We start from the raw sequence: 13,725 nt of genomic DNA, 5'->3' as shown, positions 1-13,725 counted from the left end.
GGCGAGGTGCTGTGGGATCAGTGGGCGTACAGGAAACTCTGCCCACTGAAAGAGGTTTCGCTGTGTGCCGCGCAGGACGGACGCTTGGGAGGGCATAGATGAACGAGGCTGTCGAGTCACCGGAGTTGGCCAACACTCCGTCGAGGCCAGTTGGTGACCGTATGCAGCCGATGACCGAGGCGGAGGTAGCCGCTGCGGTCGATCTCCCCGCGCTGGTGGCCGAGCTGGGGGAGTCGTTGCGGGCGGGGCAGCGTCACCAGGCGGTGACGCCGATAAAGTTCGTGAACAAGCGCATGGAGCCTTACAGCGTGTTCGGTGCTATGCCGTCGATCAGCACTGCGCACGGTCTGTTCATCACGAAGGTCGCCGCACTGGTGAAGCTGCCCGGCACGAGGACCATCAATGCTGTCGTCGTCGCATTCGACACCGCTACCGGTGATCTGCTCGCCGTGCTGGACGGTGCGGCGCTGACGGATATCAAGTGTGCGGCGGTCACGGCGCTGGTGACCGACCACTGTGCGATCGGCGACGCGCGCAGGCTCGGCGTGGTGGGTGCGGGAGTCCTTGCCCTACAACAGATCCGCGGTGTCGCCACGGTGCGCGACATGGAGGTCGTCACCGTGTATGGCAGGCACGAAGGCCGCACCGATGCCTTCGCCGACCGGGCGCGGGCGTTGCTTCCCCGCGCCACCGAGGTCCGGGTGGCGCGGGACTTGCGTGCGGCGGTGGAGGGGCAGGACGTCGTCTGTACCGCCACCACGTCGAGCGAGCCGCTACTGGGCGGGTTCGATCTCCGCGCGCCCGTGCACGTCAACTGTATGGGCGCACATACGCCGCGGTCGCGGGAGGTCAGCACTGAACAACTCGCCGGCAGCGTGGTGATCGTCGAGGACAGGGAGAGTGCCGTCGCCGAGTCCGGCGAGTTGCACAGCGCCGCGCTGGAGTTGGAGGACATGCTCGGTGCCGGAGCCGATTTGCGTGCGCAGCGAACGATTTTCAGCTCGAACGGTCATTCCTTTCTCGACCTCGTGGCGACCGCCCATGTGCTGTCGTCGGCGAAGCGCCGATGACCGGAACTGTCATCGCGCCGGTACGTCGGTCGCGCCTGCTGCTGGCTGTGTTGCTGCTGGCGATGATCGTGGCGCCGATGGCGCAGACGGCCGTCATGCCGATGTTGCCCGCTCTGGCGGGCGAATTCGGCGTATCCGCCTCCGCGGTCAGTTGGGTGATGACCGCGAATCTGCTCGCGGCGGCGGTGGGGACACCGTTGTTCGGCAGGTTGGGCGATCTGCGCGGACGCAAGCTGGTGCTGATTTTGTGCCTGTCGGTCGCGGCAGTCGGTGCACTGCTGGCGGCACTCAGCGATTCTTACGGGCTGTTGATTGCGGCGAGGGTGCTTCAGGGCGCGGGAGCCGGGGTGCTGCCGCCTGCGATCAGCGTGATCCGGGCCGAGTTGCCGCCGAAGCGGGTGGCGAGTGGGCTCGCGCTGGTCAGCGTCAGCACGGGAGTCGGCGCCGCGTTCGGCATTCTTGCCAGCGGGGTGCTGATGGTGCGGTGGAATTACCAGTCCGTGTTCTGGCTGCTGCTGATCCTCAGCCTGCTCGCGCTGGTTGCGGTCGTGTGGGGTCTGCCTGCCGACCGAGTCCCCGGCACCGAGCGTGGCGCGGATCCGTGGGGAGCACTCACGCTGGCCTTGTGGTTGCTGGCGCTACTCATCGCGATCAGCCAGGGCAACACATGGGGCTGGACGGACTGGGTGGTGCCCGGCTTGCTCTGCGCGGCAATGGTATTCGTGGTCGTGTGGTGTGTGGTGGAGCGGCGGGTCAGATTCCCGGTGATCGACATGACGCTGCTCACGATGCGTCCGGTCGCGTTCGGCAATGCCGCCGCCGCGCTGAGCGCCTTCGGCATGTACGGCTCGTTCATCGCCATCAGCAGCCTCGCGCAGACGCCGAGGGAATCCGGTTTCACCACAACGGCATTGGGCGCGGGCCTGATGCTGCTGCCGAGCGCCGCGGGGAACCTGCTCGCGGGCATGACCGGTGGCGTGCTACTGAACAGGTTCGGATCCCGTCCGACACTGGTGCTCGGCGGCATACTCAGCGCGGCCGGAGTGGCTCTCCTCGTCATCAAGCAGAACACAGAACTCGACCTCTACCTGGCCAGTGCCCTGTTCGGCATCGGCACCGGATTCGCCTTCACCGCGATCCGCGCCTACATCAACGATGCCGTGCCGCTCGACCAGCTGGGCGCTGCCAACGGAATGAACGTGGTGTTCCGCACCATCGGCGCCGCCGCGGGCAGCGCCGTCACCGGTGCCGTGCTCAGCAGCGATCAGGTGCTGGGCACCCACTGGCCGACCCAAGCGGCCCACGAAACCGCCTTCCTCATCGCAACCGGAACCTTCCTCGCGACCGCGATACTTCCATTCCTGATATTGAAACCCCGACGGTGAGCTGATCGGACGCCAGTGGTCGGGTCAGGGAAGGGGATACTGGATTACGCGTACCAGCAGCATGATTGGGCACTCCGGCAGCGTGCTGCCCTCCACCCACAATTGGGTGCATTCAGTGTGCTGGGTGTGCTCGACGGGGGTGTTGTAACCGGTGTGCTCGAGCGCTATGACGATTCCGCCGATGGTCAGTGCGAGCGCCGCCGTCGCACCGATCAGTGGCCGCAACAATGTGAGTGGTCGCTGCGAGGTGAGCCTGGTGCACCGCGCTCGCGTCAGTTGCCATCGCTGCCATAAGCGCCGCATCGGCGATAGTCCACTTTTGTCCATCCCACTGTCCTGCCCTCGCCTGTGGGATGAATCGCGATGGGGAACAACATGTTACGTAGCGACACGCCGAGGGCTGGCGACGGCTCGATTCGATGTCGGCAGCGGTTCGGCATACGCTGCGGCGAGTGATCAGCGGGTCAATGGTTGCGGCAGCTCGGTGAGCGTGGTGTTGCTCCGGCGGATCAACGGGGCCAGCGTGCGCTGGACGATGAAGTACTCGGCGACAAGCACGTTGCCCAGGAGTGATGCCCAGGCGCTGGCGGTGTAGATATCTCGGTGCTCCAGCGACGGAATGATTTTCGCCAACTGCGTACCGGTCAGCAGGTAGAGACGTAGCGTCACGGCGGCGAAGGTGAGTGCGTAGTTGCGGATCATCCAGATCCGGTGCAACTGCACCTCGCCACGCCGGATCGTTCGATAGGCCTGTGCGGCCGAGTACAACCACGCGACCACCAGCAGGTAAAAGGCGACCTGCAATGGGAAGCCGCTCGGCGTCACTGCCGCGGCGTACGACGCTGCGGCCGCGGCGGCCACGACTGACACCAGATACACCCGGCCTGCCATCCGGTGCCACTGCGGAAATCGAGTTCGCAACTGCGGCAAGAACTGCCACGGTCCGATGATCAATGCCAGGCCGGCCGGGGCCGCATGCACCACCAGGCTCACGTAATACCCAGGGATGGTTTTGTCGATCGGCACGGCCGAACCGCCGGTCAGGTACGGCGTTACGAAGAAGACGGCGATATAGATCGCCAGCACGGCCAGAAGGCTCCACAGAAACCACCACCAGCGCCGGCGGACGGTCCGTGACATGACTGCGGACATGGGAGAATCTCCAATACTGAGAGAGAAATGCAGCAGTCCGCCGGGGTCAGTTGCCCTGCGCTGCAATAGAAACCGTCTGCCATTCGTTCCACGTGGCAAGCCGGGACTCGTATTCCTCGGTCACGATCCGCAGCGCTTCGTCTCCCAGCAGCAGGCGCAGCGGCGGCTTATCGGCGTCGACCAGGGCCAGGATGGCGTCGCGGGTCGCGCTGGGGATGCCGAAGCGCTGCGCCGCGTAATCGGGGTCGGCGCGAACTGGGTCGTACGCCGGATTCTCGGTAGCGAATGTCGTCAACGTGAATCCGGTGTCGTAGGTGGCGGGTTCGAGCAGGGTGACGTGAATGCCGAAGCCGGCGACCTCGGCGGCCAAGGACTGCGACAACCCCTCCAAAGCCCACTTCGACGCGTTGTACGCTCCGACATTCGGCGATGCCACAATTCCCCAGAGGCTGGAAACCTGGATGATATGGCCGCTGCCCTGCGCCCGCAGCACCGGCAGCGCCGCCTGGGTAACCCACAGCGAGCCAAGGAGATTGGTCTCCAACTCCGCCCGGATCTGGTGCTCGGTGAGCTCTTCGACCATGCCGAACTGCATGAACCCGGCATTGTTCAGCACTACATCGAGCCGCCCGAAATGCCGCGCGGTCTGCTCGACCGCCGCGAAATCAGCGGCCCGGTCGGTCACCTCCAGTGACAACGGCAGGAACGTTTCTGGGAATGCGGCGGATAGATCGGCCAGTGCGGCGATGTCGCGAGCCGTTCCGGCCACCCGATCGCCCCGTTCCAACGCGGCACAGGCCCACTCCCGTCCCAGCCCTCTCGACACCCCGGTAATCAACCACACCTTGCTCACGTGACCTGCCTCTATTCGTCCGACACAGTTGGGTTAACGCCCGTAAGGCTACGCCTGTAAGTCGAATCGAGGCAAGAGCTAACAGCTGTAAGTTTGTCGATGCAATGTGACAGCGCTGTCTGCGCTGCTCGGCTGAGCGTTCGCGAATCCGAGAACTGTCAGGCGTCCGTCGCCGACGGCGAGACCTCAGTAGCGGTAACCGCCCGCTTCGGCGGGAACACCGTGCTGAGAATTCGGTTGTCCCCGTGTAGATTTCCCGCGTCGAGGGCCTGGTCGATCGTGAGCCCGCCTGCCGCGAGCCCGACGACGACCTCCGGCGCCGCGGTGAAGACCGTATCCGGCTGCTGACCGGGCGAGGCGGTCGCGCTGGGCCCGTCCTCGTCGATGCGCAGGACCATGCGGAATCCGTCCGTCTCGATGCCGAGCTCCACCGCCGGCGTCGCGGTGATTCCGCGCAGCAGGGCGGGCAGGGCAAGTGCCAGCCAGCGCGGCTGGAACGAATCGTCGTTGCGCCCTGTCATCAGCAGCGGCGCGCCCCATCTGCCGAGCGCCTCCATGGGCTCTCGGAGGCTCGCACCCCACGGCGTCAAGGCGTAGCGAACTCCTGAGTCGCCGAGTTGCCGCTGCAGGATGCCGTTCGACTCCAGCGTCCGTAGCCGCTCTGCCAGGAGGTTGGTCGCGATCCCCGCGAGTGAGTTCTTCAGCTCGGTGTAGCGCATCGGGCCGGGGAGCAGCTCGCGCACGATCAGCAAGGTCCAGCGCTCGCCCACGATGTCGAGGGCGCGCGCGAGGGCGCAGAACTGCCCGTAGGAACGGGGATTCTTCGGTTCGTGCTTGACTTCATCCATCATGGTTGATTATATCAACTGCAAGGATGGACCTCGAGCAGAGGAGATCCGCATCAGCTGACCGGCCGTCGTGGTGTCTGGCTGAAATCGGTACTGGGGACACCTGATTCGAGGAATTTTCATCTGAGAAAGAGCACCTTGTGATGACACGCGCGGTGGTGAGTTCGTCCGTCCTGTCGACCAGGCGCGGCAAGTTGAGTCTGGCGCTGCTGTGTTCGATCGGTTTCCTGGATTTCATGGATGCGGTGATCGTGAATGTGGCGTTGCCGTCGATGCAGCACCAGCTCGGCTTCTCCGAGCCGGGCTTGCAGTGGGTGGCGACTGGTTATCTGCTGACCTACGGCGGCTTCATGTTGCTGGGTGGGCGCGCGGCGGATTTGGTCGGGCGTCGGCGGGTGCTCGTCGCCGGTGTGGTGGTGTTTGCCCTGGCGTCCCTGGTCGGCGGGTTCGCTACCACCGCAGAACTGCTGGTCGGCGCTCGTATTGTTCAGGGCGCGGGTGCGGCGTTGATGATGCCTGCGGCGTTGTCGCTGGTGACGACCTCGTTCAAGGAGGGAACGGATCGGCATCGGGCGCTGGGGGTCTGGGGTGGCATGATCGGGGCGGCCTCTGCGAGCGGGGTGTTGCTCGGTGGGGTGCTGACCGAGTATTTCGGTTGGCGTTCGGTGCTTTTGATCAACCCGATCATCTGTGTGTTGCTGCTGGTCGCGATCTATGGATTGTTGCCTGATGACCGGCGCAGTGCCTCGCGGGCGAGTTTCGATTTGCCGGGTGCGGTTCTCGGTACCGGGGGCATGCTGCTGCTGGTGTATGCCATCGGTGAAGCGCCGCATGCGGGGTGGGACTCGCTGAGCACGATCGCTCGTTTCGCGGGTGCGGTGCTGCTGCTGATCGCGTTCGTGGTGAACGAGCACCGTCGGCCGAACCCGTTGATGCCGTTGTCGATTTTCCGGGTTCGTGGGCTCGCGGCCGCTGATGCAACGCAGTTGATCGCGATCGCGGGGTTCATGTCGATGTTCTTTTTCCTGAGTCTCTATATGCAGAACGTGCTGGGGTATTCGGCGCTGCGGACCGGGATCGTGTATCTGCCGGTCACGATGGGTATCGGGGTCGGTGCGCTGGTCTCGACGAAGTTGATTCCGATGGTGGGGACGCGGCCGTTGATCGTGGGTGGGTCGGTGGTCGCCTCGATCGGTGTGTTCTTGTTGTCGGGTTTGCCGGTCGACGGGGACTACGTTACCGATCTGCTGCCCGGGATGATGGTGATGTCGGTGGGTCTCGGCTTCGTCATGGTGTCGGTCACCAACGCGGCCAATGCTGGTGTACCGGCGGACAAGTCGGGGTTGGCGGCGTCGTTGTTGAACAGTTCCCAGCAACTCGGTGGCGCGTTCGGTCTGGCGGTGCTGACCACGGTGGCGACCTCGTATACCGCTGATCTGCTTGCTACCGGTACGGCGCCGTCGGAGGCGCTGGCCTCGGGGTTCAGTCGTGCTCTGCTGGCCAGCAGCATCGCCATCCTCGTCGCGGCGGCGATCGGCCTGCGTACCTACAACACCCGCAGCAACGACGCACCCATGTGACCATGCCTGTCGGAGGTCGGCCGCACCGAAATACGGTTAGCCGGGCGGAAGCCGAGCACTATGGTTGCCCGCGCGAAAACCGTTGATTTCTACCCTCATCGCATTACTGCATGGCGAATTGCGCACTGCGCGAACCGAACCGCTGCGGTGGCGGAGTTGAGATCGCGCCGAACCTAACCGGGCCGGACTTCGGTCGAGCGGCCGGAGCATTCCGTCCGTAGGCGGTTTTCGCCGGTGCACCCAACTGTCGAGTGGGGGCTTCGGCACTGTCGAAGACGCTCGGCCGCAAGTAAAATGGCTGCCATATACGGCGCGCAAGGAGGGGCTATGTCACCCGGTCTGCGAAATCAGAAGCACGGGCGGCGCCGGTCCGCCCGAGTCGTCCGAGCCGCCATCGTTCTCGCGGCGCTCACTACCCTCGCCGCACCCCAGGCTGTTGCGCAGCCATACCCGATCTACGGGGCGATCCGAGTCGAATACGACGAGGCCGGTGGTTTCGCGTTCTTCGGCAACGCGATCAACCCGGAGTCCGATGCCGCACGCGGCGGCCGTTGGCAAGCGTTCGAGAAGGACAGCTCGATCTATTGGCATCCGCTGGTCTCCGGCGGTCACGCCAATCAGATCGGCGGTGCGATTCGCGCCAAATGGGGCGAACTCGGCTGGGAGAACGGTGCTTTGCGCTATCCCACCAGCAGAGAGCTGCCAACTCGTAAACCCGGTCGTTTCGGCCACTTCGAGGGCGGCACGATCCACTGGTCCTGGGCGACTGGTGCGCACAACACCTGGGGAGCGATCCGCGACAAGTGGGCCACCCTGTCCTGGGAGGACGGCAGACTCGGCTTCCCGGTCGTAGACGAGTTCCGCGCCAAGAACAACGGCGCCGGACAGCATTTCGAGGGCGGTTCGATCTACTGGTCCATCGACACCGGCGCCCGCGTGGTAGCCGGGCCGATCAGAGACATCTGGGCGGGCCAGAACTGGGAGAACGGTCGCTACGGCTACCCGATCAGCGACGAATACGACTACAACGCCGGCCGCGCCCAGGACTTCCAGGGTGGGCGTATCGAGTGGCGTCCCCGCTGATCGAGTCGGAGCATCAGCCGCGGATCTCCGCGTCGCCACTGCGCGCCAGGGGTTTTCGCGGGGACTGGCCGGACGTGTGAGTTGCCGTCCCGGCTCGAGCCGAGCTATGCCTCGGCGTCGCCATCGCGCAGCGAGTGGATCATGCTTCGCAGGATCCGGAACGCGGCGGACTGCTCGGTCTCGGTCAGGCCGGCCAGCATTCTGAGCTCGACGGACCGGACGGCCGCGCTCGCCTTCTCCAGCTTCCGTCGGCCGCGGGGCGTGAGCCGCGTGGGAAGCACTTTCCCGACGGGTGCCTGCGCAGGCCTGGTCACGTGGCCCTCGCGTTCCAGGGCCTGGAGCAGCACGTTCATCGACTGACGCGTCACGAATGCGCCCCGCGCGAGCTCGGAGTTCGACAGGCCCGGTCGTTGCGCCAGCAGTTCGAGGCAGGAGTAGTGCGTCACGCTCATCCCGAGCGGCCGCAGCGCGTCCTCCATGGCAGCGCGCAGCGCGCTCGACGCCTCTTTCATCAGATAGCCCAGTGATTTGTCCAGGTCGACGCCGTCTTGACTCATGTCAGTATTCTGACATACATTGATCCGTGTCAGAAGACTGACACGCAAAGAAGGAGTAACACCATGCCCGCCACCGGCCCCGACTTCATCTCGCTACAAGCGCGCGACCTCGACACTTCACAGGCGTTCTACGAGCAGTACCTCGGCCTTGTCCGCTCGCCAGCCGGACCGCCGCACGCCGTCGTCTTCGAGACGAAGCCGATCACCTTCGCGCTCCGCGAGGTCGTTCCCGGGACTGACCTCGACTCGGTTGCCCAGCCCGGTATCGGTGCCGCGATCTGGCTGCACGCCACCGGCGTCCAAGACATTCACGATGCTCTCGTCGCCGATGGCCACCCCATCGTCGCCGCGCCGATCGATGGCCCCTTCGGCCGGACATTCACCTTCGCCGACCCCGACGGCTACCGGATCACGCTGCACGATCGCACCTGATCGGCCGCTGGCCGAACCATTTATGCCTCTTGTGCATATGTCTGCGCGTCGAGGGTAGGCGGTACTAGCAGCTACTTCGATGAATGGAGGCTCTGATGAACGTCGCAGAGAGAGATTCCGCAGACCGCGGTCCGGCGCTCAGAATCCCGCGTAGCCGGGGAGCCCTCGGCGGGCTCGCGGTCTTACTCCTGGGAGTCTGGGGTGCGCTGATTCCGTTCCTCGGACCGTACTTCGATTTCGCGTTCACGCCGGATGACGCCTGGGTGTGGACCTCGGCGCGTGGCTGGCTCGAGGTGCTTCCCGGCATCACCGCGATCGTAGGCGGTTTGCTGATGCTGGCGAGTCGCAATCGTCTCGTCGCCGGCTTCGGTGGTTGGCTGGCCGCGGCGGCGGGCCTGTGGTTCATCGTCGGACCGTTCCTGACGGACCTGCTGAACATCGGCGCACTCGGCGATCCGGTCGCGACATCCGACCTGAAACGCGCTGTCCTGCAACTGACCTTCTTCTACGGCCTCGGTGCACTGATCTTGTTCTTCGCCGCGACCTCGCTGGGCCGGCTGTCTGTGCGGAGCGCACGCGATATCGCCTTCGCGCGACGCGAGGTCGATGCCAAGACCGCCGCTCGAACGGACACCCGGGGCGCCATAGTCGAGCGGCCGGAGCCGGTGGACACCACCGAACGGCCCGTCTACGGCACCCAACCCCAACTGCACAAGCCGGGGCTGGGCGGCGGACACGCTTAACCTGCGGTCCGGACTCAACCGAGCACGGAAGCCGAAATCCCTGGTAAGCCCGAGATTTCGGCTTTCGGCATTTCGCACCATCCGGGCACGCCGGGCCAGCTGATGCACTTCTCGTCAGCTGCATCCGTATAGCTACGGTTGCGGAGCTACGAGAACGTAGCTAAGGTTCCGGTATGCCCGAGATCGAAGAGCGCCCTGGACGCCGCCGCTCCCTCGCCGATGTCCTGAATGCCTGCCGGACAGCGGTAATCGCCGAGGTAGCGGAGACCGGACTGGGGCGGCTGTCGATCGAAGGGATCTCCCGGCGAGCCGGGGTGGCGAAGACCTCGATCTATCGGCATTGGCCGTCGATCGAGGAACTCCTGCTCGACGCACTCGACCACGCCCATCCCGTCGAGACGGTCGCCCTTGACGGCGGCGGTCTGCGCTCGGATCTGCTGCGCTCGCTCGAACAGCTGGTCGGCTGGCTCGCCGGACCCAGCGCCGCGGCCGTCGCGTCGATCCTCGCCGAACGGCAGCGTCGACCCGAACTCGTCGAAGCCCTCTACACCCGAGTATTCGACACTCACGGAAACCGATTCACCCGCACCGTGATCGAGCACTACGCCGAACGCGGTGACATCGACGCGCGGCTGGTCACGCCGATCGTCGTCGACATCGGCGAAGCGCTCGTGATCAAGCATCAGATCGACACCGGGAAGCTGCCCGATGCGCACACTCTTGCCGCGATTGTCGACCAGGCGATCCTGCCTGCCCTCGGCTTCGCGCGCACGTCAGAAGAAGGAAACACTGAATGACCACCATCAACCCCGTGGCACCGCCCGCCACGGTGCAGGTGAACTGGGAAGAGACGATCGGCACCTCCCGGACGACCCTCACCACCCACCTGTGGACGGCGCCCCCGCTGCGCCGCGAATCCCCGATCCACGACAAAGCATTCGACGCCCTGCGCGAGCTGCGAGTCGATTTCGCGCGCTTCCTGCCCTGGTTCAGCCACCCGCGGGTCGCGGTGGCCGAGCTCACCTCGCCGACCGCCACCGAAACGTCGTGGAACTTCGAGCTGCTCGACCCCTTCGTGGAAGACTTCGTCGCGGCCTCGGAGGGCAGGCCCATCGTCGCCGATTTCGCCACGATCCCGACCTGGATGTTCGTCACACCGGAGTCCGTGGAAATTGCCGAGGATCCCGACGAAATCCACTGGCACTACGAGCAGGGCGCCGAGTTGCGCGACCCCACCTGCGGTGAAGTCGCCGACTACTTCTATCGGCTCGCCAGCTGGTACATCGCAGGTGGTTTCACCGACGAGCTGGGCACGCGACACGAGTCGGGCCACCGCTACCGCTTCGCCTACTGGGAGGTGCTCTGCGAACCCGATATCGGCCACCGCCTCTCGCCGGAGACCTACACCAAGCTCTACGACGCCGTCGTCACGCGCCTGGCCCCGCTGGACCCGGACATGAAATTCATCGGACTCTCCCTGAGTCACGTCCACCACCAGCCCGAATACTTCTGGCATTTCCTCGATTCGGCCAACCACGCCGACGGCGTCCGGATCGACGCGTTCTCCTATCACTTCTATGCCCAACCCGAGATCGCCAATCCCTTTGGGCCAGCAGGAAACGCGCCCAGTGCACACTGGCGCGACATCTTCTTCGCCCAAGCCGACGCCTTCCTCGACCAGGTCCGCTTCATCGACTCCATCCGCAGGCGCCTGGCGCCCGATACCCCGACATTCATCAACGAATTGGGCACCTACCCGGCCGACGTGATGAATCCGGCGCCCGAAATCCCCGACACGTACTGGGCGTTGAGCGCCTCGGTCCAGTCGTACCTGTGGTGCAAGCTCGTCGAACTCGGTATCGACCTGGTCGGCATCTCCGAGTTCATGGACTATCCCGGCATGATCCCCGGCGTCAGCCTCCTCGACTGGGAAACCGGCGCCCCGAACGCCCGCTACCACGCGCTGGCACTGCTACTAGGGCACTTCGCTGAGGGGGATGCGCTGGCGGCCACCACAACTGGCGTGTTCCCGGACCCCCGCATCCATGCCCAAGCATTCGTCACCGCTACCGGCCGCCGCAAACTCCTCCTGGTCAACAAGACCGACGAACCGGTCACCGTGGTTGTCCCCGAGGTAGGCGGGGGAGCCGACATCGAACAGGTCGGTGCCGAGCGGCATCGAACGGTCTTGGCGGACAACTCCGCCGTACTCGAGGCCTACGCGACCTCTGTCGTTTCCTACTGAACCCACACCGCACTACTGCGTGGGTAGTCGCACCGTGACGCAGAGACCGCCGGCGGGGCGCGGGGTGAGGGTGAGGGTTCCGGCGTGTGCTCTGGTGATACTTTTTACGATTGCCAGTCCGAGGCCGACACCCGCATGGTCGGTGCGGATCCGTTGGGTGCCGCGCTGAAACGGCTCGACCAGCGTGGAAACCGCGTGGGGGGTGAGCTTTTCGCCGGTGTTCGCCACAGTGAGCACCGCGGTCTCGGGGTGCGCGCTGGTGGTGATCCATACGGTGCCCTGTCCGGACACATTGTGGACGATCGCGTTGTGCACCAGATTCGTCGTCAGCTGCAACAAGAGGGCGGGGGAGCCGAAGGCGCTGGCCATGTCACCAGAGGTCAGTAGGGTGACGCCGTGTTTTTCCGCGAGGGGAAGCAGTGTCTCGGTCGCTTCTTCCGCGAGGAGCGACAGATCGACCGGTTCGCGGGCGAAGGACCGCTGATCGGCGCGGCTGAGCACGAGCAAGGCTTCGGTGAGGTTGATCGCTCGGGTGTTGACCGCGTGCAGCAGGGCCAGTAGTTCGCCGGTGTCGCGATCCGGATCGTTGCGGGCCACGTCGAGCAGGGTTTGGATGATCGCCAGCGGAGTGCGCAGTTCGTGGGAGGCATTGGCGGCGAATCGCTGCTGTTCGGCGACGTGAGCTTCGAGCCGCGCGAGCATGGTGTCGAAGGCGTCGGCGAGTTCGCGGAACTCGTCCTGGCGGCCGGGAAGCCGGATCCGGTGGGAGAGTGAGCCATCCGCGGCCGTGCGGGTGGCCTCGGTGATGCGGGTCAGCGGGGCGAGCATGCGGCCTGCGAGCAGCCACCCGCCAAGGAGGCCGAATATCAGCAGGAAGGCCAGTACGAGGGCCATGAACGGAGCGAAGGCGCGCAGCAGGACCGAGCGGTTGATCCAGAAGTCGCCGGTGGCGTCGAGCCAGCCGTCAGGCATGAGGTAGAGGTAGAAGACCAATCCGGCCGCAAGCACCAAGGTACCTGCGAGCATGAGGAATCCGGCGTAGCTGAGGGTGAGTTTGAGCCGGACGCTCAGACCCGGGGCTCTATCCACGGACACCTACTGCCGGCTCGGTGTCGATGCGGTACCCGACGCCGGCCACGGTGGCGATGATCCAGGGTTCGCCGAGGCGTTTGCGCAGCGCGGAGACCGTGATGCGCACGGCGTTGGTGAACGGGTCTGCGTTCTCGTCCCACGCTCGTTCCAGCAGCTCCTCGGCGCTGACGACCCCGCCTTCGGCAGCGACGAGGACTTCGAGCACCGCGAATTGTTTCCTGGTCAGCGCGACGTAGCGGCCGTCGCGGAAAACCTCCCGGCGGAACGGATCCAACCGCAGGCCCGCGAGCTCCCGCACGGGTGGTCTGTTGTGGGCGCGCCTGCGGTCCAGTGCTCTGAGCCGGAGTATTAGTTCACGCAGGTCGAAGGGCTTGGTGAGGTAGTCGTCGGCGCCGAGCGCGAAACCGGTCGCCTTGTCGTCGAGCCGGTCGGCCGCGGTGAGCATCAGGATCGGCATGCCGCTGCCGGAGGCGACGATGCGTTCGGCGATCTCGTCGCCGGAGGGACCGGGAATGTCGCGGTCGAGGACGGCGATGTCGTAGGCGTTGATGTCCAGCAGCTCCAGCGCGGTGTCGCCGTCACCGGCGATGTCCGCGGCGATCGCCTCGAGCCGCAGGCCATCGCGGATGGCTGCGGCCAGCAGGGGTTCGTCCTCGACGATCAATACGCGCATAGGTTCTCGATT

Annotated in this window: 15 protein-coding genes; 8 read left to right on the top strand and 7 right to left on the bottom strand. The window is 65.3% G+C overall.

The window, feature by feature from the left end; translation table 11 throughout:
• Positions 1 to 98 precede the first annotated feature (98 nt).
• Together DMB37_RS03970 and DMB37_RS03965 are read left to right on the top strand one after the other, a co-directional pair.
• Positions 99 to 1,070, top strand: coding sequence for an ornithine cyclodeaminase family protein (locus DMB37_RS03970; protein ID WP_135231511.1), 972 nt, complete (start codon positions 99 to 101; stop codon positions 1,068 to 1,070).
• Positions 1,067 to 2,455 (top strand): MFS transporter, encoded by a 1,389-nt coding sequence (locus DMB37_RS03965; RefSeq protein ID WP_135231510.1) that lies wholly within the window; start codon positions 1,067 to 1,069, stop codon positions 2,453 to 2,455. The genes DMB37_RS03970 and DMB37_RS03965 overlap by 4 nt, the downstream gene beginning before the upstream one ends.
• Before the next feature lie 24 nt (positions 2,456 to 2,479).
• Here DMB37_RS03965 and DMB37_RS03960 read toward each other — a convergent pair whose 3' ends face one another.
• The 4 genes from DMB37_RS03960 to DMB37_RS03945 form a co-directional block, all read right to left on the bottom strand.
• On the bottom strand, positions 2,480 to 2,680 hold the full coding sequence (locus tag DMB37_RS03960; protein ID WP_135231509.1) for a hypothetical protein: 201 nt from the start codon (positions 2,678 to 2,680) through the stop codon (positions 2,480 to 2,482).
• A 231-nt stretch (positions 2,681 to 2,911) separates the two neighbouring features.
• Positions 2,912 to 3,607 (bottom strand): DUF2306 domain-containing protein, encoded by a 696-nt coding sequence (locus DMB37_RS03955; RefSeq protein ID WP_135231508.1) that lies wholly within the window; start codon positions 3,605 to 3,607, stop codon positions 2,912 to 2,914.
• Positions 3,608 to 3,653: 46 nt separating this feature from the next.
• Positions 3,654 to 4,433 (bottom strand): SDR family NAD(P)-dependent oxidoreductase, encoded by a 780-nt coding sequence (locus DMB37_RS03950; RefSeq protein ID WP_370465393.1) that lies wholly within the window; start codon positions 4,431 to 4,433, stop codon positions 3,654 to 3,656.
• 185 nt (positions 4,434 to 4,618) lie between these two features.
• A complete protein-coding gene (locus DMB37_RS03945; protein ID WP_370465318.1) occupies positions 4,619 to 5,311 on the bottom strand; it encodes a winged helix-turn-helix transcriptional regulator in 693 nt (230 codons plus the stop codon).
• A gap of 140 nt (positions 5,312 to 5,451) precedes the next feature.
• Here DMB37_RS03945 and DMB37_RS03940 point away from each other — a divergent pair, with 140 nt between their 5' ends.
• Entirely contained in the window at positions 5,452 to 6,888 is a 1,437-nt protein-coding gene (locus DMB37_RS03940; RefSeq protein WP_135237327.1) for an MFS transporter, read from the top strand.
• A gap of 327 nt (positions 6,889 to 7,215) precedes the next feature.
• Positions 7,216 to 7,971 (top strand): LGFP repeat-containing protein, encoded by a 756-nt coding sequence (locus DMB37_RS03935; protein ID WP_135231506.1) that lies wholly within the window; start codon positions 7,216 to 7,218, stop codon positions 7,969 to 7,971.
• Positions 7,972 to 8,075: 104 nt separating this feature from the next.
• Here DMB37_RS03935 and DMB37_RS03930 read toward each other — a convergent pair whose 3' ends face one another.
• Positions 8,076 to 8,528 (bottom strand): MarR family winged helix-turn-helix transcriptional regulator, encoded by a 453-nt coding sequence (locus tag DMB37_RS03930; protein WP_135231505.1) that lies wholly within the window; start codon positions 8,526 to 8,528, stop codon positions 8,076 to 8,078.
• Between the two features lie 63 nt (positions 8,529 to 8,591).
• Here DMB37_RS03930 and DMB37_RS03925 point away from each other — a divergent pair, with 63 nt between their 5' ends.
• The 4 genes from DMB37_RS03925 (at position 8,592) to DMB37_RS03910 (ending at position 11,948) form a co-directional block, all read left to right on the top strand.
• Positions 8,592 to 8,960 carry a VOC family protein gene (locus DMB37_RS03925; protein ID WP_135231504.1) on the top strand — a complete coding sequence of 123 codons (369 nt, stop codon included), beginning with the start codon at positions 8,592 to 8,594 and terminating at the stop codon, positions 8,958 to 8,960.
• A gap of 95 nt (positions 8,961 to 9,055) precedes the next feature.
• Positions 9,056 to 9,703, top strand: coding sequence for a hypothetical protein (locus tag DMB37_RS03920; protein ID WP_240772231.1), 648 nt, complete (start codon positions 9,056 to 9,058; stop codon positions 9,701 to 9,703).
• A gap of 173 nt (positions 9,704 to 9,876) precedes the next feature.
• Positions 9,877 to 10,500: a TetR/AcrR family transcriptional regulator gene (locus DMB37_RS03915; RefSeq protein WP_135231502.1), complete on the top strand. Its 624-nt coding sequence runs from the start codon at positions 9,877 to 9,879 to the stop codon at positions 10,498 to 10,500.
• Positions 10,497 to 11,948 (top strand): hypothetical protein, encoded by a 1,452-nt coding sequence (locus DMB37_RS03910; protein WP_135231501.1) that lies wholly within the window; start codon positions 10,497 to 10,499, stop codon positions 11,946 to 11,948. The genes DMB37_RS03915 and DMB37_RS03910 overlap by 4 nt, the downstream gene beginning before the upstream one ends.
• Before the next feature lie 12 nt (positions 11,949 to 11,960).
• Here the strand turns inward: DMB37_RS03910 and DMB37_RS03905 are convergent, their stop codons facing one another.
• Positions 11,961 to 13,037, bottom strand: a complete 1,077-nt coding sequence (locus tag DMB37_RS03905; protein ID WP_206055178.1) for a HAMP domain-containing sensor histidine kinase — start codon at positions 13,035 to 13,037, stop codon at positions 11,961 to 11,963.
• Positions 13,030 to 13,713, bottom strand: coding sequence for a response regulator transcription factor (locus DMB37_RS03900; RefSeq protein ID WP_135231500.1), 684 nt, complete (start codon positions 13,711 to 13,713; stop codon positions 13,030 to 13,032). Before DMB37_RS03900 ends, DMB37_RS03905 begins: the two co-directional genes overlap by 8 nt.
• Positions 13,714 to 13,725 lie beyond the last annotated feature (12 nt).

Source organism: Nocardia sp. CS682 (assembly GCF_004634405.1).
Lineage (GTDB): Bacteria > Actinomycetota > Actinomycetes > Mycobacteriales > Mycobacteriaceae > Nocardia > Nocardia ninae.
This window is presented reverse-complemented; position numbering and strand designations above follow the sequence as displayed.